The organism is Rahnella bonaserana, from assembly GCF_019049675.1.
Taxonomy (GTDB): domain Bacteria; phylum Pseudomonadota; class Gammaproteobacteria; order Enterobacterales; family Enterobacteriaceae; genus Rahnella; species Rahnella bonaserana.
In genome coordinates this window covers 85,668-103,130 of sequence record NZ_JAFMOW010000058.1, presented here as the reverse complement: position 1 = coordinate 103,130, position 17,463 = coordinate 85,668, and the positions used below count along the sequence as shown (strand labels likewise).

The following is a 17,463-nucleotide window of genomic DNA, read 5'->3' as shown; positions in this document are numbered from 1 at the left end:
GCCATGTTTACTGAAATAATGCGCTACATCCTCGATCTGGGTCCAACAGTCATGTTGCCCGGCGTGATTATTGTTTTCTCTCTGATATTAGGAATGAAACTGGGGGATTCATTTAAATCGGCAATTCATATCGGTATAGGTTTTGTCGGGATTGGATTAGTCATCGGCCTGATGCTCGACTCCATCGGGCCTGCGGCAAAAGCCATGGCAGAGCACTTCGAAATCAACCTGCAGGTGGTTGATATTGGCTGGCCAGGTTCGTCTCCAATGACCTGGGCTTCACAAATTGCACTGGTTGCCATTCCGATTGCCATAGGTGTGAATATTGTGATGTTGCTGACCCGCATGACGCGTGTAGTCAATGTGGATATCTGGAACATCTGGCACATGACGTTCACTGGCGCCATGCTGCATCTGGCCACCGGCTCTTACTGGCTGGGGATTATGGGTGTCGTTGTACATGCAGCGTTTATCTACAAACTGGGTGACTGGTTTGCGAAAGATACCCGGGATTTCTTTAACCTCGAAGGCATTGCGATTCCGCATGGTTCTTCAGCCTATCTCGGCCCGATTGCCGTACTGGTTGATACCATCATTGAGAAAATCCCGGGGCTGAACAAAATCCACTTCAGCGCTGACGATGTTCAAAAACGTTTCGGTCCCTTTGGGGAACCGGTCACCGTCGGCTTTGTGATGGGGCTGATTATTGGTTTCCTCGCCGGTTACGATGTTAAGGGCGTACTGCAGCTGGCTGTGAAAACAGCGGCAGTGATGCTCCTGATGCCACGAGTGATCAAACCCATCATGGACGGCTTAACCCCAATTGCCCGCCATGCCCGTACTCGATTGCAAGCACGCTTTGGCGGACAGGAATTCCTGATTGGTTTGGATCCCGCACTGCTGCTCGGCCACACTGCAGTGGTATCTGCCAGCCTGATCTTCATTCCGTTGACCATCCTGATTGCAGTGTTGGTACCAGGCAATCAGGTTCTGCCGTTCGGGGATCTCGCCACTATCGGTTTCTTCGTTGCCATCGCCGTAGCCGTGCATCAGGGTAACTTGTTCCGCACGCTTATCTCCGGCTGCATCATCATGAGCATCACATTGTGGATTGCTACTCAGACGATTGAACTGCATACGCAACTGGCTGCCAATGCTGGCGCGCTTACCGCAGGCGGAAGAGTAGCCTCTATGGATCAGGGCGGTTCACCTGTCACCTATCTGCTGATTCAGCTCTGCACACTGAAGAACATCGCTGGACTGAGCGTGATCGGCGTCTTCTATGCCATCGGGGTCTTCCTGACATGGCGTCGTGCCCGCCAGTTTACTCAGGCTAAAAAACAGGCAGTTATTGCACAGGCCAATTCTTAACTTCATCTCAGCGGGGGGATCCCCCCCGCTTAAGGAAACCGACTATGAAATCTGTTGTGGTACACACCGGCGGGAAGATGACAGTTGAAGAGCGCCCGATTCCGGAACTCAACAGCTCAGATGATGTGCTGGTTCGCATCGCCTATTCAGGACTTTGCGGGTCAGATATCCCACGTATCTTCGCAAACAGCTCGCATTTTTATCCCATTACCCTCGGACATGAATTTAGCGGTCATGTCGTCAGTATCGGGGAAGATATTTACGACCTACAGGAAGGTGATGCCGTGGCCTGCGTTCCTTTACTCCCATGCTTTGAATGTGACGAGTGCAAGAAAGCCGCTTATGCGCAGTGCAAACACTATAACTTTGTTGGCTCCCGCCGCGAGGGAGGACACGCTGAATATGCGGTGGTTTCCCGCAAAAACTTACTCAAATTGCCAGAGAATGCCTCCCTTTTGCAGGGCGCATTCCTTGAGCCCATTACGGTAGGTTTACATGCCCTCAAACTGGCTGGTGGCTGTCAGGACAAAGAGGTCATTGTGATTGGCGCAGGTACCATCGGACAACTCATCATTCAGGCGGCCAGCGCACTGGGCGCAAAATCGGTGACGGCTATTGATATTAATCCTCAGCGTCTGGCTCTTGCGCTGGAAACCGGTGCCAGTCATGCCTTTAACAGCGCAACGCTGAGTGCAGACGACATCCGGCAGAAAACACAAGAAAGACGTTTTAACCAGTTGATCATAGAAACAGCGGGCACACCGCAAACTGTTGCGCTTTCCCTCGATATCGCCGGCCCTAAAGCGCAGGTTGCGCTGGTCGGGACGTTACACAAGGACCTAACCCTGAACGTTTCTACCTTCAGCCATATCCTGCGTAAAGAACTGACATTGCTGGGCAGTTGGATGAATTATTCAAACCCATGGCCCGGCAGCGAATGGCAGCAGGCGACACAACTTTTTGCAGAGAAAAAGATAAATCTTGAAACGCTGATCGCAAGCATTGGAGCACCGGAACAATTTGTCAGGGAAGTTACGGCACTCGCAGGTAAGCCGATGACAGGGAAAATTTTACTGGATATGACAGGGAGCTGAAACAATGTATCTGATTTCAAACAGGGAAATGCTGCTTGCCGCTCAGCGCGACGGTTATGCCGTGCCTGCGTTCAACGTCCACAATCTGGAAACGGTGCAGGTGGTAGCCGAAACCGCAGCGGCCATGAGTTCTCCGGTGATCCTTGCAGGAACACCAGGCACATTCAGTTATGCAGGAACAGATTATCTGATCTCGATATGTCAGGAAGCGGCACGAAAATACCGCATTCCACTGGCACTGCATCTGGATCATCATGAAGATCATGGTGACATTGAAAGCAAAGTCCGGGCAGGGATCCGCTCTGTCATGATAGACGCCTCGCACTTCCCGCTGGCAGACAATATCAAACAGGTGTGCGAAGCTGTCAGGCTGTGTCATGTCTTTGATGCCAGTGTCGAAGCGGAATTAGGTCGTCTGGGCGGTCAGGAAGACGACCTTGTAGTGGAGGAAGGCGACAGCTTCTTTACTGATCCGATAGTGGCGAAACACTTTGTTGAAGCGACTCGTATTGATTCGCTGGCCGTCGCTATTGGTTCTGCTCACGGCTTGTATCAGGGAGAACCTCAACTGGATTTCATCCGTCTTGGACAAATCCGCCAGCAGGTTGATATTCCGCTGGTTCTGCATGGCGCATCGGGTATTCCGGAGGAGATGATCCACCAGGCAATCGGTTTAGGGATCTGCAAAGTCAATGTCGCGACCGAACTGAAAATTGCCTTTGCCGATGCTGTGAAAGGATATTTTGCAGAACATCCGGACGCTAACGATCCGCGAAAATATATCGTGCCGGGGAAACTCGCGATGCAAAAAGTCGTGGAAGAAAAAATCAGGATTTGTGGCAGTGGCGGGCGCTTATAGTGCGCCAGTCTTAACGAAGCGGGCCGCCGCCCGCTTTCCGGATTTTTATTGAAGTGCAGGTTGCAGCTGTCATTCCATTCTGATTTTATGGAAGTTCATTAATAGTAAAATGGGAACTGCTATGACCACCCTGAACCACTTTGGCCAACCCATCGGTGACGCCCTTCCCGACTGGCAGCCCCGCGAGCGCCCTGCACATGTACAGCTCGATGGCCTCTGGTGTCATCTTGAGCCTCTGACTTGCGAACGCCACAGTAAGGATTTATTTAACGCCTGGCATAGCATTGATGACAATCGGGACTGGACCTATCTCGCCGTCGACCGCCCTGCCACTCAGTCAGATTGCGATCTGTTTATTTCCCAGCAGGAAAAAAGTGAAGACCCGCTGTTTTTCGCAGTGGTGGATAACGAAACACAGCGCGCCGTGGGCAGCGTTTCTCTGATGCGTATTGATGCCGTGAATGGTGTTGCCGAAATTGGCTGGGTGAACTGGTCACCGCTGATGAAACGCACACGTTTTGGCACTGAAGCCATTTACCTGCTGCAACGTTATCTGTTCGATACCTTGAAATATCGCCGCTGCGAATGGAAATGCCACAGCCTGAATGAGCCGTCGAAACTGGCAGCAAAACGCTTCGGGTTTGAGTATGAAGGTATGTTCCGTCAGGCGATCATCAATAAAAGCCACAATCGCGATACCTGCTGGTATTCGGTTCTTGACCACGAATGGCCGGCTTCTAAGGCAGCGTTTGATCGCTGGTTAAGTGCAGATAATTTCAATGCGCAAGGTCAGCAGAAGCAGCGTCTGGAAGAGCTGCGCTGACAGGCATTGCCTGCGTTGTTTACTGACGCAGGCAGAACTGTTTATTCAGATAAAACAACTCAGGAATTCAGCGCAGACAGTACCCTGACATCAGGCCACGCATAGATAATATTAGGCGAACGCCACAGCGGACCGGCATCGGTATAGCGCCCGGATTCCCGCCCCCCTAAAGCGCGATAGAACTCAATTGCAGGCTCGTTGCCTTCTACCACCCCCAGCCCTGCACTTTTGAAACCTTCATCAGCCAGATGTGTTGCGGCTTTGGCAATCAGCAACCTGCCGATCCCCTGACGCTTAAATTCCGGTGAAACGTACAGGAATTTAATTTCGGCCATATCGTCAAATTCAGGGTTTGAGGAAGCTGAAGCCAGACTGAATCCGGCTAATTCGCCCTCAACCTCGGCGATAAAAATGCCCTGGCCGGCAGCAGGATGATCGAATTTATCCTGCCAGAAGGATTTACGGCGCGGCACATCAAGCGCCGTAAACGCTTCCGGTGGAGCCAGTTCACGATAAGTATCCCGCCAGATAGCAACGTGTAATCGGGCAAGTGAGTCGATATCTTTCGGTTCAGCAATCCGTAAAATGCAGGCTGGCACGGCATTCCTCGTTAGTAAAAGTTTCGGAAATCATGAAGTCAGCTGAGTATAGTCAGCCTTTCTCTTCCCGCGCCAGCAAACTGCGTTTTCGTTCCACGCCCCAGCGGTAACCGGAAATATTACCGCCCGTTTTAACCACCCGATGACAGGGAATGGCGACCGCCAGCAGGTTTGCGGCGCAGGCTCCGGCCACTGCGCGGACTGATTTAGGCGAACCAATTTTAGTGGCAATCTCGGCATAACTGGCGGTGTTTCCCGGCGGAATATCACGTAATGCCTGCCACACGCGCTGCTGGAACGCCGTCCCGCGAATATCCAGCGGCAAATCAAGCCCAATCTGGGGTGCTTCAACAAAGCCAACAACCAAAGTAATTCGCTGTTCGAAATCCGCATCGCCGCCCAGTAATTCCGCTTGTGGAAAACTGTTTTGTAGCTCATTGATCAGCTGTTCAGGGTCGTCCCCCAGTAAAATAGCGCAGATCCCCCGCTGACTTTCGGCAACCAGAATATCGCCAAGTGAAGATTTTCCGACAGCAAACCAGACGCGCACATCGCGGCCGCCGGAACGGAAATTTTGCGGCGTCATGCCCAGCGTGGCTGCGGACGTTTCGTAAAACCGGCCATCAGAAGGATATCCTGCCGCGTGGATCGCTTCGGTTATCGTTGCAGAATCAGTCAGTTTTTCACGTACGCGCCGGGCGCGCTGCGCCTGCTGATATTCTTTAGGCGTCACGCCGGTTTGCGCCTTAAACAGGCGATGAAAGTGATAAGCACTGATGCCTACTTCGGCGGCCAGCTGATTGAGCGTCAGCATGTCGGCAGATCTCTCCAGCAAGCGGCAGGCCTGAGCTACCCGCTGAGCGTGAAACTGGGCGAGTGAAATCAGTCCCTGACGGCAGCGTTTGCACGGACGAAATCCTGCCTGTTCTGCGGCTTCGGCATCATCAAAATAGAGAATATTTTCCGGATTTGGCTGCCGCGACGGGCATGAAGGAGCGCAGTAAATTCCGGTGGTTTTTACCGCATAAACAAATTTGCCATCCGCATTTGCATCACAGCTGACAACCGCCTGCCAGCGCGGATCCTGCAAATGCGCAGAGGCTGAGTTTTCCGCTACCGTATTGTTGATGACTCGTGTTTTACCTGACATATTTGCCTCGCGTTTCCCGACTGGATAACTGTCAGCATAAGCCGCCATTATCCCTTGCACCCTCCGGCTCTTGCTTTCTCATTCTGTGCCGGATTTTTAGCCTGCCACCGGTTTTAAGGGCGTGTCGAGGATCATCTGATAAAAGGCCAGATCCAGCCAGCGGTCAAATTTAAATGCCGCCTGTTTAATGGTCCCGGTATGACTGAATCCGTTTTTTTCATGCAGAGCAATACTGCCGCTGTTGGCCGCATCAATCGCGCCAATCAGCGTATGTACGCCATGTTCACGGGCGGCATCCACCAGCGCATTAAGCAGGACTTTGCCCAGCCCTTTACCGCGGTGATCTTTATGAATATAAATGGAATGTTCGACCGAATATTTATATGCAGGCCAGGCCCGAAACGTGCCGTAACTGGCAAAACCCAGCAGCGCGCCCTGCTGATCTTCCAGTCCGATCACCGGAAAGTTATTGGTGAGTTTAGTGGCAAACCAGGATGTCATGGTATCGATATGACGCGGTTTATAGTCATACAGCGCGGTGGATGTCAGGATCGCATCATTAAAAATATCCAGAATAGCGACAGCGTGCTGGCGTTCGGTGCAGGTGATCAGTTTCATCAGTTTTCCCCGGTGGCTTCCGTTTGAGGTTTAATTCCACTATAGTAGAATTAATTCTACAAAAGTAAACAACGGAACAGATCCCATGTCAATCGACCAACTGATCGCCACGCGTTTGCAGTCTTTGCGTAAAACACAGGGTTTGAGCCTGGAACAACTGGCCAGCAGTTCGGGTGTCAGTAAAGCGATGATCTCCAAAATTGAGCGGCAGGACAGCAGCCCGAGCGCCAGCCTTTTAGGCCGTCTGGCCGCCAGTCTGGGCGTTTCGCTGGCGCAATTGCTGTCAGAGGATAACGAACAGCCCGCGCCATTACGACCGCTGGCACAGCAGGAGGTCTGGCAGGATCCGGATATCGGATATCTGCGGCGTCAGGTGACGTCGCATGAGGAAAACGGTGGGCCGGAACTGGTGGAAATCACGCTGCCGGCTGGCGCGCGCGTCAGTTATCCGGGCTGGAGCCATCAGGCTTATAAACAGCGTTTATGGATGGTGGAAGGGTCGCTGACGATCGATTACGGTGCGGAAAAATATGCGTTATCGGCAGGCGATGTGCTGACTTTTGGCGTCGACCTGCCTGTCACATTCAGTAATCCCGGCACTGAGCCGTGCCGGTATTTACTCGTCATGAGCGACAAATAGTCTCGATACGTTCCGGCAGCGACCGTGCGCGATCACGCGGATCAGAGATCTAACGTGCCGTCGATCAGCGTACATGTATCGCCACCGATCCAGGGTTCGCCATCGACAAACGTTACCGTCACGCGGCCATCGCGCTGGAGTTTAGTCCCCTGCCGCACGCGATAAGTTTGTGCCATATGTTCTCCGTCGGGAAAATTAGCTGCTTTGAGCACGCGCGCCAGACAGGCATTGGCGCTGCCGGTGACCGGATCTTCTTTCAACACGCCGTCTTCGTCGATCAGTGCGCGCACTTCATAATCCGCCGGGCCGTTTTTATCGTGCAGGCCGTAGACCGCGATCCCGTTAATCCCAAGTTGCGTTTGCAGCTGGCTGACTGCCGCCGCATCAGCGGTAATATTCAGGCAGTCCTGCGCGCTTTCCATCCGTACTACCAGCCAGATAATCCCCATATCGACTTTGACCGGCGCAACATCCGCCTGAATCTTTCCGCCACGTAATGCCGTGGACAGCAGTTCCAGATGCTGAACATCTAGCGGTGTCTGCGCCGCAGAGGGGGCGGAAAATGCCTGTCCGCCTTCTGACAGCTGTTTCACCTGCACCAGCCCGACTCCGCATTCCTGCACCAGATATCCCGGATTTTTCGGCTTCAGTCCGCTTTGCAACAGCGCGTACGCTGTGCCAAGCGTCGGATGTCCGGCGAACGGCAGTTCTTTATCGGTAGTAAAAATCCGCACGCGATAATCGGCTTCCGGTGAGGCGGGTTTGAGCACAAACGCCGTTTCCGCCAGATTTGTCCAGCGGGCCATCGCAAACATTTCGGCGTCGGTCAGTCCTTCAGCATCAAGTATCACGGCCAGTGCGTTGCCCTTTAGCGGCTGGGCGGTGAACACATCAACTTGTTTAAAACGGCGCAGGCGGGTCATAGCAAATCCTTTTTAATCATTGAGTAAGGAACGGCGAAGTCTCTGAGTTTAGGAATATTTCGATAAGTTATCGAGAACAATGTCAGTCACGGGAGGCTGATCTATGCTTAACAGAGTTTCCAAAATATCCTAAAAACACAAGGAACAGAAAGATGCCCGCGAAGGATTTGATAGGTGTTGGTATTGGCCCCTTTAATTTAAGCCTCGCCGCCATGGCAAAAGATACCGGAAAACTCGACGCCGCTTTCTTTGACGCCAGTCCGGAATTCAGCTGGCACCCCGGCATGTTACTGCCGACAGCCACCATGCAAACCTATGTATTGCAGGATCTGGTGACCACCGTTGCCCCGCGCAGCGAGTTTTCTTTCATCAATTATCTGGTGGAACAAAAGAAAATTTACCGCTTTCTGGCAACGGAACAGCTGATCATCAGCCGCGACGAGTTTTCCGATTATCTGCGCTGGGCGTGCGACCGCATTCCTGACCTGCATTTTTCCGAGCCGGTTGAGCGCATTAATTTCGATGACAAGCGGCAGGAATTTGTCGTGCAGAGTAAAAAAGGCGAGCACCGTGCGCGCAATATTTGCCTCGGTACCGGCCATGCGCCGTGGATCCCCAAACCGGCGCGTTCGGCGCTGGGAGAAAATTGTTTTCATGCGGCTGAGGTTGAACTGCGCGAACCGGATTTCACCGGGAAACGCGTGGCGGTGGTCGGTGGCGGACAAAGCGGCGCGGACATTATTCTCAACGCATTAAGCGGCCACTGGGGCGAATTTGCAGAACTGAGCTGGATATCACGACGTCCGAATTTTCAGCCGCTGGATGAATCTATTTTCACCAATGAATATTTCACGCCGGAGTATGTGAATTACTTTTATACGCTGCCGGAAGATGTACGTGAGCAGGAAATCGCCACGCAAAAACTACCTTCCGATGGCATCAGTTATCACACGCTGGAAGATATTTATAAGCAGCTTTACCACCGTTTCGATGTGCTGCATCAGCCGCGTAACGTGCGTTTACTGCCACACCGCGCGCTCGATCATATCGTACGTAACGCTGCGGGCGATTTCAGTTTGCAGGCAAAACACGGACTGGAAAAATGCGAGGAGCATTTCAGTGCCGATATCGTGATTCTGGCGACCGGCTATCGCCCCGGTTTACCGGATTATCTCGAGCCGTTGCTTGACCGCATTCCTTACGATCGCGAACAACATCTGCCACTTCAGCCTAATTTCAACCTGCGCTGGGACGGCCCTGAGCAGAACCGCATTTACGCGGTGAATGCCGGTATTCACAGCCACGGCAGCGCCGAAGGGCAACTGACGCTGACCGCGTGGCGCTCAGCGAAAATCCTCAACCATCTGCTGGGCGAAGCGCATTACGACTTGCGGCCTGTGCCTTCGCTGGTGCAATGGTGGTCAGACAATACGGGCAAATAGCAGGCACAAAAAAGCGGAGCATCAGGCTCCGCTTTTCTTTTTCTGACTTTCACTGAACAAATCAGACGTAAAAATAGATGGCTAAAAAGTGGCAGGCGCTGCCGCCGAGTACAAACCCGTGCCAGATGGCATGACCGAAGCGAAAGCGTTTCGAAGCGTAGAAAATAACGCCCAGCGTGTAAACCACGCCGCCCAGCGCCAGTAATGCCACGCCACCCAGCGAAAGTTTAGTCGCCAGCTGGTAGATGACAATTAACGACAGCCAGCCCATGGTCAGATAGGTGACCAGCGAAAGCACCTCAAACCGGTGCGCAAACGCCAGTTTAAAAATCACGCCGAACAGCGCCAGCCCCCAGATCACTGCCATTAATCCTTTTGCCAGCGGGGAGTTAAGCCCGACCAGCAGAAACGGCGTGTAGGTCCCGGCGATCAGCAAATAAATCGCGCAGTGGTCAAATTTTTTCAGCCAGTATTTGGCTTTCTGATGCGGTATCGCGTGATATAGCGTGGAAGCCAGATACAGCAAAATCATGCTGCCGCCGTACAAACTGTAACTGGTGATCGCCATGGCGCTGGCGTTATCGCCAACTGCCTGAACCAGCAACAGCACCAGCGCGACAATTCCAAAAACCAGACCAACGCCGTGACTCAGACTGTTGGCAATTTCTTCAGCCCACGGATATCCCTGTGGTGATGGAGACGACTTACCCATACGTTGAGGATCCTCAAGACAAAAAAGTAAAAATCATTGTTTATAAAACGTTCCGACGGAATTAGCTTAACTGAGAACAATTCCAGTGTACATCTGTAAGCTTAAAATGAGTATTATCTGATGTAACAGTCTCTTAGCCGGATCATCATTTCACGCATCCGCGACTGTGAACCTCTTCAATTCATTCGCTTTGTTTATAATTTACCAATGTTACATTCAGACTGCAGCGGGATTTTCCGCACCCAAAAACATGATTTTTTTATATCAAGCGACTAAGGTGTAGCGGAAAAATGAAAATAACGCCGTTTACCATGCCGTCAATATGACTAAGGTTTTAGTATGTCTGCAGCAACTACCCCGCTGAATTTTGGGGCAATGACCGAAGTTTTTCAGTTTCTGATGGAAATCGACAAGCTGAAAAGCGTGCAACGTCGCACCAAAGTGTTAGGCACTGAGCGTCAGGAAAACTCTGCGGAACACAGCTGGCATTTCGCCGTGGCGGCAATGTCTCTGGCTCCTTTTGCGCCGGAAGGCGTTGATATTAATAAAGTCATCCGTATGGCACTGATCCACGACATCGTCGAAATCGATGCCGGTGATGTGCTGGTTTACGATCTCGCTGCCCGCGCGGCGGTTCACGATCAGGAAATCATTGCAGCAAAACGCCTGTTTGGCCTGCTGCCTGCCCCGCTAAGCACACAATTCCTGGATTTGTGGAATGAATACGAAACGGGCGAAACCCCGGAAGCGCGCTTTGCGCTGGTGATCGACCGCGTGATGCCGATGGTCATGAACCTGAATAATCAGGGTCAGAGCTGGGTGGAAAACAATATCCGTCTGGAGCAGGTTCTGGCACGTAATGCCTTTATCGCCGATATCCATCCTGAACTGTGGCTGCACATCCGCAGTCATCTGGATAACGCGCATCAGCAGGGCTGGCTGAAGTAATTTTTTTGCTCCTTCCTGTGAAAAGGAAGAAAACCGGCTGGTTGTAGCGTCTCCCCCTGCGAAGGGGAGGCGCTACAAAACACCTACTTCGGAACAGTCAGTGCCGTTGATTCCACATAAGGTTTCAGAAGGGTGTCAGCGTCTTTCTGTGCCTGTGCCGCCGCCGCTTCCGGCGTGACCTTTTCATCATTGACCAGCGCTGCCAGCTGGTTTTCCATCGCCTGACGTACGGCCACGGTTTCATACGTCGCATACCACGGATAGGCGTATTTCAGCTGTTCCAGCGCAATTGCCGCTCGCGGATCTTTCTCCAGATACTCTTTCATTTCCGGTGTGTCATAAGACGCCATACGCGGTGAGAAATAACCGGTAAAGCGGCTCCATGCGCCGTTCACTTTCGGGCTGACCAGATATTGCAGGAAGGTATAAGCCGCTTTTTTCTGCTCGTCGGAAATGCCTTTGAAGCTCACCAGACTCGCCCCGCCGATGGTTACTGCGTTACGCATTTTGGCGGGCATCATCGCCACGCCCAGCTCGAAATCTTTGGTGTTTTCACGCATAAAGCCCAGCGCGCCGGTGCTGAGCATCGCCATGCCGAGTTTACCGGAGAAAAACGCGGCGCTGATCTGTTTGGAGTTCAGCACACCCGGCGGCATTACTTTGTCGCGGTACACCAGATTTTGCCAGAAGTGCAGCGCGCCCAGGGTGGAAGGTTTGTCGTAATACACTTCTCCCGGATAATCGGCGTTGTAATACTGACCGCCGTTAGCGCGCACCAGCGCTGATAAAATCCAGCCGCCGTAGTCATCGTTAGTTGATGGCAACATGATGCCCCACTGCCCTTTTGCCGAATCTGTCAGCTTTTTCGAATCTTCCAGCAATTCATCCCAGTCTTTCGGCGGCGCGGTAATGCCCGCTTTGGCGAACATCGTCTTGTTGTAATACAGAATTGGCGTCGAGTTATGGAATGGAATGGCGTACGTCACACCATTCACCTGCGCGTTCTGGCGCATGGCAGGCCAGAAGTTTTGCGTCAGGAATGGCGTGGCTTTCTGGTCGCCAAATTTGAACAGTTCATCCATCGGCAGAATTTCATTTTTGATCGCCAGATCCGCCGTGAAGTTAGCTGACATAATCACCAGCGCCGGTGGCTGACCAGATTTCGCCGCCGCTTCGGCTTTGACTTTGGTGGTGTCGTAGCTGCCGGTAAAAATGCCGCGCACTTCGACATCATTTTGTGACTGGTTAAACTCTTTGATAACGCGGGTCATTTCCATGGTCAGCTTGCCGTCAACCGGCGCAGGGAACATAAAATCAATATTTTCTTTGGCGGACGCTGTGCCTGCGGCCATGAAGCCGATGGCGAGCGCCAGCGCATGAACTTTACGCATGATGGTGATTCTCCCGGTGCAGATTCTGCTGGTTTTGGCCTGAAAAAAGATGAAGGTCGTGCAAAGAGAAATACAACGTGATGCGGTCGCCGGGTTGTGGAATGTCCCCGCTGTTTTCCCGCAGCTGGTTTTTACGAACGTAACGAATTTTCCCGAGCGGGGTGTCGGCATGGCAAAGATATTCCGCGCCGAGCAACTCGCGACAGGTCAGCGTCGCCTGCAATTGCAGGCTCTCGCCCTCCACCGGCCGGTCGCTGATGTGCTCGGGTCTGATGCCCAGATACACCTCATTCTGCGCCTGCGCATGTTCAGTCTGGGGCAGGCGCACTGGCTGGTTTTCGACTGTTAGTACGCCAGCGGTGCACGGCAGCAGAAAAAGATTCATCGACGGTGTGCCGATAAACCCGGCAACAAACAGGTTTGCCGGATGCGCGTAAAGCGTTTCCGGTGCGCCGATTTGTTGCAGATGGCCTTTATCGAGTACCGCGATCCTGTCGGCCATCGTCATGGCTTCCATCTGATCGTGGGTGACGTAAACGGTGCTGGTTTTCAGCTGCTGATGCAGTTGCATGATGCCGTCACGCACTTCCGTGCGCAGCCGTGCATCGAGATTCGACAGCGGTTCATCCATCAGAAACAGCCTCGGATCCCGCACAATCGCACGCGCCATCGCCACACGCTGACGCTGCCCGCCGGATAAGTTGCCCGGTTTGCGTTTGAGCAAGTGTTCCAGCTGCAATAATCCGGCCACGCGATCTACGCGCGCCTTGTGCTGATCTTTCGGTTCATTGCGCATGCGCATACCGAATGTAATGTTTTGCTCGACGGTCATGTGCGGGAACAGCGCGTAGTTCTGGAAGATCATCGAGAAATTACGTTCACGCGGCGACAATCCGGAAATGTCATTGCCGTCGAGCATAATGCGACCGTCACTGACTTCTTCCAGCCCGGCCAGTAAACGCAGCAAGGTACTTTTGCCGCAACCCGACGGCCCGACCAGCACCAAAAACTCACCGTCGGCGATATCCAGCGACAGCTGATTCACCGCCGTGCTGCCTTCAAACTGTTTGGTAATATTTTCCAGACGAATGCCAGACATCATTGCTCATCCACCGGGCAACTGATTTGCGCGTCATACAGATACGGCCCCGGATACTGCGATAGCGGATGCAGATAGCTGACCAGTCCGGTGTTATCCACCAGACGGTGCATGACGCAGGCCGCCGGTTCGAGGTTATAAAATGGCGCAGGATTATGATGGTAATACGGCACCTGATGCACCGTGCCGGGGATGGTGGTGATGATCGCCTGTTTGTACTGGGTGAAAATCAGGCGGTGCGTGTGACCGCAGAACACGCGAACCAGCGACGGGAATCGGTCGATCAGCGCCAGCAACTGGTCGCCGTTTTCGCAGGAAATCGCGTCCATCTGCGCCGAACCGACTTTCACTGGCGGATGGTGCATAAACACCGCCGTCGGTTTATCGCCGCCCTGCTCCAGCTGACCTTCGAGCCACGCCAGCGTTTCCAGCGTCAGGAACCCTTTCGACTCACCGGCCAGGCTTGAATCGACAAACAGCAAACGCATCGGGAAATCGTCTATGGCGTAACGCATATTTTGCGGGTCGGTACCAAGCTGCGGACAAAGCGGATGCAGCGCTTCCAGAAACTGCGCTTTGTCGTCGTGGTTGCCGGGAATGATAAACAGCGGATAGCGCAGGTTGCCCAGCGTGCGGCGCGCCACGTCGTATTCCTGCGGCAGACCGCAGTTGACGATATCACCGGTGATCACCACCGCATCCGGTTGTTCTTCCAGCGCATTCAGCTGGCTGACGACTTCGGCGTTACAGCCGTTCACATCGATAAAGTCATACAGTTTGCGGCCGTGGCTGCGAAAGTGCATGTCAGAAATCTGAGCTAAAAACATAGATGATCCCTTTATTTAATGCCCGAGAAGCCGAAGCTTTTCAGGAACTGTTTCTGAAAAATAATGAACGCCAGCATCAGCGGCAGGCACACCATCAGCGTGCCAGCAGTAATTAAGCCCCACTGTCCACCCGATTCCGCGCCCATCGCGAAGGACACCAGCCCGACGGTCAGCACCTGTTTGTCCGGATCATTGAGCACCATCAGCGGCCACAGATATTCATTCCAGTGATAGGTAATGCTGACGGTGGCAAAGGCAAGAATGGCGGGCCACGACATCGGGATCAGCACGCGGAACACCACCTGCCACCAGCGGCAACCTTCCATCAGCGCGGCTTCTTCGATTTCACGGGGAATACTGAGGAATGCCTGGCGCATCAGGAACACGCCAAATGCTGAGGCGAAATACGGCATCATCACGCCGGTCAATGTATTGAGCAGCCCGAACTGTTTGAGGATCATCATGTTCGGCACCATCATAATCACCGGCATGATCATCAGCTGGATCAGCAGCAGGTAGAACAGCGTCTGTTTGCCGCGAAATTCGTGATAAGCGAACACGTAACCGGCAGTGGTGATCGTCACCAGCTGAACCATAAAGGTGCCGAAGGAGAAGAAGAGCGTGTTGGCATATAGCCGCAGCCAGTCGGCGCTGTCCCACGCATCACGAAAGTTTTGCAACGTCAGCGGAAAACGCGGTAACAGCGAGGCCATATCCGGAGAAAAACTGCTTTCACTGAACGCAGACGACAGCATCCACAGAAAAGGCGCCATCCACAAAAACGCTGCGCACAGCAGTAAAACCGGCAGTGTCGAATGGCGCGCACCACGCAACAGCATTGAGGGCGAACGCAGGCCCGCCCGCATTTTTTTACCGGTCATCACCGGCGTTTCAGACGTTTCAACGCTCATAGTGAGCCCCTCTTTCCAGCACGCGTAAATTCAGTATCGAAAAACCAAACAGCAGTACCAGCGTCAGGAAGGTCGCCGCCGACGCCTTGCCTAAATCGTGAGTGTCATTCGCCAGACTCTGGATGTAATACAGCAACACGGTGGTGGCATTATTCGGCCCGCCCTGCGTCATCACAGCGACGTGGTCGATCTGGGTAATCGAATAAATCAGCGCAATAGTGACCACAAAACTGATGGTCGGGCGCAGCAGCGGCAACGTGATATAGAAGAAAACCTGCGGGCGCGATGCCCCTTCCATCAGCGCCGCTTCTCGTGCCGAGGCGGGGATCGACTGCAATCCGGCGAGGAAAAACAGCATGTAATAACCGGCGAATTTCCACACACCGATCACGCTCAGCGCGATCAGCGCGCTGTTGCTCATGCCGAGGTAATTGTTATTCATCGGTCCGAACACTTTCGCGAGGTAGTAATCCAGCAGCCCCATACCGGGCATGAAAATGAACAACCACAAGGTGGCAGCACTGACCAGCGGGATAATCATCGGGAAGAAAAACGCGGTACGCAGCCAGCGGTTCAGCGAGGTGTTTTCCCACAGCGCCACCGCCAGCAACAGCGCCAGCACAATGCCAGGCACCACGGTCATCAGGATGTACGCCAGATTATTGAGCAGTGCGCGCCAGAAAACCGAATCCTGGATCAGGCGCAGATAGTTTTGCAGACCAACAAACGGCGGCGCATCCGACGACAGACGACTGTCAAACAGGCTATCAGACGCTGACTGAAATAAGGGGTAATAGGTGAATAAAAGCAGAAAAATCAGCGTCGGCAGCAAAATCAGATAAGGGAACAACGTGCGGCGCATTACAGGGTACCGGTCAGCGAAATAAGGTGCCTATCCTGTCCTGCATTTATGTCAGCCACATGGCGGGAATGTGATGGTTATTTGAATGAAATATGAGCAATGTTACTGAACAAAATAAAGGTCGGGTGTCAGATTGAACGGTAACATGCGGATACAACCCCACTAAAATGGGGTTGAGTTGAGGTATAAAGACAGAATCAGATTGGTTGGTAAAACTATAAATAGTTCCTTTAACTGTAAAATAGAGATATCTGCCCTTCAATTGCATTTGGACATTTGAATCTGAAGTAAAAAGAACAGAAGGATAATCTCTGACATCCGCCAGAAACTCTTTCTCCGTTTTTACAGATGGATAAAGATAATATTTATACGTATTTTTGGTCGTTGCTCCCGCACTACCTTCAGTCACATACAGGGTATTAAAATCGCCTATACTTTCCTTTCGTATAATCGTTTTTTCATAAGGTGAAAAATCTAATACCACCTTAATTAAATATCCCAGGAAAGCTACAACCAACACGATGAAAATATATATTTTCCTAAAAACCCGTTCTTTTGGCATAATCAATCCCTGATCTTGTCCATGTCTGATCTTTAGGATCATCCCAATGGGAGTTTGGTCCCTCATTACCACATATTAAAATAAAAACCACGCAAACATTAATCATTTTTACATTAAAATGAATCTTATAAATACAAACGAATTAGCTTCAATCATACAAAAAACATATAAAAACACGTGGAGTATATTTTATATTTATTTTAAAGTTTGCACTAAACCAACACCCGGCCTCCCAGCCTTCCCCTCGTGAGAGGGGAAGGAGCAAAAGACAAATCCGCAGCCTTCGCAGGGCAAGGTGCAAAAGATTAAACCCGTATTTTCGCTCTCACCAGTGCAATCCCCGCCTTCTCTGACAATTCAAACAGCGCCGGAAGCAGATGCGCGGAGGCTTTCAGATAGGCACTCACCTGCGAAATACCTTCCGGCGGCAACAGTTCGCTATTTTCCAGCCCTTCACTCAGGCACAGCAAACCCTGGCAAAGCCCTTCGGCGGATTCAGACGCGACAGCACCCAGATCGTAAAGCTGGGGATCGGTGAAATGGCTCAGTTCCAAATCGGCAATCAGGGCGCGGAAAACGGTGAGGGAATTTTCAGAATGAGTGGTTTCGGTAATTGAATCGGTCATTTTAAA

Annotated in this window: 19 protein-coding genes; 7 read left to right on the top strand and 12 right to left on the bottom strand. The window is 52.3% G+C overall.

Annotation, left to right across the window (positions count from 1 at the left end):
* Positions 1-3: 3 nt before the first annotated feature.
* The 4 genes from J1778_RS08310 (at position 4) to J1778_RS08295 (ending at position 4,147) form a co-directional block, all read left to right on the top strand.
* A complete protein-coding gene (locus J1778_RS08310; RefSeq protein WP_217172769.1) occupies positions 4-1,371 on the top strand; it encodes a galactitol-specific PTS transporter subunit IIC in 1,368 nt (455 codons plus the stop codon).
* 44 nt (positions 1,372-1,415) lie between these two features.
* On the top strand, positions 1,416-2,465 hold the full coding sequence (gene gatD / locus J1778_RS08305) for a galactitol-1-phosphate 5-dehydrogenase (protein ID WP_217172768.1): 1,050 nt from the start codon (positions 1,416-1,418) through the stop codon (positions 2,463-2,465).
* A gap of 4 nt (positions 2,466-2,469) precedes the next feature.
* Complete coding sequence (locus J1778_RS08300) at positions 2,470-3,324, top strand: tagatose bisphosphate family class II aldolase (protein WP_217172767.1); 855 nt, start codon at positions 2,470-2,472, stop codon at positions 3,322-3,324.
* A gap of 121 nt (positions 3,325-3,445) precedes the next feature.
* On the top strand, positions 3,446-4,147 hold the full coding sequence (locus J1778_RS08295; protein ID WP_217172766.1) for a GNAT family N-acetyltransferase: 702 nt from the start codon (positions 3,446-3,448) through the stop codon (positions 4,145-4,147).
* A 59-nt stretch (positions 4,148-4,206) separates the two neighbouring features.
* Here J1778_RS08295 and J1778_RS08290 read toward each other — a convergent pair whose 3' ends face one another.
* From J1778_RS08290 to J1778_RS08280, 3 genes are all read right to left on the bottom strand, one after another.
* Positions 4,207-4,746, bottom strand: a complete 540-nt coding sequence (locus J1778_RS08290; RefSeq protein ID WP_217172765.1) for a GNAT family N-acetyltransferase — start codon at positions 4,744-4,746, stop codon at positions 4,207-4,209.
* Positions 4,747-4,798: 52 nt separating this feature from the next.
* A complete protein-coding gene (gene ada / locus J1778_RS08285; protein ID WP_217172835.1) occupies positions 4,799-5,896 on the bottom strand; it encodes a bifunctional DNA-binding transcriptional regulator/O6-methylguanine-DNA methyltransferase Ada in 1,098 nt (365 codons plus the stop codon).
* Positions 5,897-5,992: 96 nt separating this feature from the next.
* Positions 5,993-6,514, bottom strand: coding sequence for a GNAT family N-acetyltransferase (locus J1778_RS08280; protein ID WP_217172764.1), 522 nt, complete (start codon positions 6,512-6,514; stop codon positions 5,993-5,995).
* An 85-nt stretch (positions 6,515-6,599) separates the two neighbouring features.
* On the opposite strand from J1778_RS08280, the gene J1778_RS08275 reads away from it, so the two are divergent.
* Positions 6,600-7,154, top strand: coding sequence for a helix-turn-helix domain-containing protein (locus J1778_RS08275; protein WP_217172763.1), 555 nt, complete (start codon positions 6,600-6,602; stop codon positions 7,152-7,154).
* A gap of 41 nt (positions 7,155-7,195) precedes the next feature.
* Here the strand turns inward: J1778_RS08275 and J1778_RS08270 are convergent, their stop codons facing one another.
* The gene (locus J1778_RS08270; protein ID WP_217172762.1) at positions 7,196-8,077 is read right to left on the bottom strand and encodes a PhzF family phenazine biosynthesis protein; all 882 of its coding nucleotides are present in this window, start codon (positions 8,075-8,077) and stop codon (positions 7,196-7,198) included.
* A 152-nt stretch (positions 8,078-8,229) separates the two neighbouring features.
* Here J1778_RS08270 and J1778_RS08265 point away from each other — a divergent pair, with 152 nt between their 5' ends.
* Positions 8,230-9,519, top strand: coding sequence for a lysine N(6)-hydroxylase/L-ornithine N(5)-oxygenase family protein (locus tag J1778_RS08265; protein WP_217172761.1), 1,290 nt, complete (start codon positions 8,230-8,232; stop codon positions 9,517-9,519).
* 61 nt (positions 9,520-9,580) lie between these two features.
* Here J1778_RS08265 and trhA read toward each other — a convergent pair whose 3' ends face one another.
* Entirely contained in the window at positions 9,581-10,231 is a 651-nt protein-coding gene (gene trhA, locus J1778_RS08260) for a PAQR family membrane homeostasis protein TrhA (protein ID WP_217172760.1), read from the bottom strand.
* Positions 10,232-10,570: 339 nt separating this feature from the next.
* Here trhA and J1778_RS08255 point away from each other — a divergent pair, with 339 nt between their 5' ends.
* Positions 10,571-11,179, top strand: a complete 609-nt coding sequence (locus J1778_RS08255; protein ID WP_217172759.1) for an HD domain-containing protein — start codon at positions 10,571-10,573, stop codon at positions 11,177-11,179.
* Positions 11,180-11,262: 83 nt separating this feature from the next.
* Here the strand turns inward: J1778_RS08255 and J1778_RS08250 are convergent, their stop codons facing one another.
* From J1778_RS08250 to J1778_RS08220, 7 genes are all read right to left on the bottom strand, one after another.
* Positions 11,263-12,570 carry an ABC transporter substrate-binding protein gene (locus J1778_RS08250; RefSeq protein ID WP_217172758.1) on the bottom strand — a complete coding sequence of 436 codons (1,308 nt, stop codon included), beginning with the start codon at positions 12,568-12,570 and terminating at the stop codon, positions 11,263-11,265.
* A complete protein-coding gene (locus tag J1778_RS08245; RefSeq protein WP_217172834.1) occupies positions 12,563-13,669 on the bottom strand; it encodes an ABC transporter ATP-binding protein in 1,107 nt (368 codons plus the stop codon). Before J1778_RS08245 ends, J1778_RS08250 begins: the two co-directional genes overlap by 8 nt.
* Complete coding sequence (locus J1778_RS08240) at positions 13,669-14,496, bottom strand: phosphodiesterase (protein ID WP_217172757.1); 828 nt, start codon at positions 14,494-14,496, stop codon at positions 13,669-13,671. Before J1778_RS08240 ends, J1778_RS08245 begins: the two co-directional genes overlap by 1 nt.
* Positions 14,497-14,507: 11 nt before the next feature.
* Entirely contained in the window at positions 14,508-15,407 is a 900-nt protein-coding gene (locus J1778_RS08235; protein ID WP_217172756.1) for a carbohydrate ABC transporter permease, read from the bottom strand.
* Complete coding sequence (locus tag J1778_RS08230; protein WP_217172755.1) at positions 15,397-16,269, bottom strand: carbohydrate ABC transporter permease; 873 nt, start codon at positions 16,267-16,269, stop codon at positions 15,397-15,399. The genes J1778_RS08235 and J1778_RS08230 overlap by 11 nt, the downstream gene beginning before the upstream one ends.
* A 46-nt stretch (positions 16,270-16,315) precedes the next feature.
* Positions 16,316-16,831 (bottom strand): hypothetical protein, encoded by a 516-nt coding sequence (locus J1778_RS08225; RefSeq protein WP_238484626.1) that lies wholly within the window; start codon positions 16,829-16,831, stop codon positions 16,316-16,318.
* Positions 16,832-17,136: 305 nt separating this feature from the next.
* Entirely contained in the window at positions 17,137-17,457 is a 321-nt protein-coding gene (locus tag J1778_RS08220) for a hypothetical protein (protein ID WP_217172754.1), read from the bottom strand.
* Between the last annotated feature and the right edge of the window lie 6 nt (positions 17,458-17,463).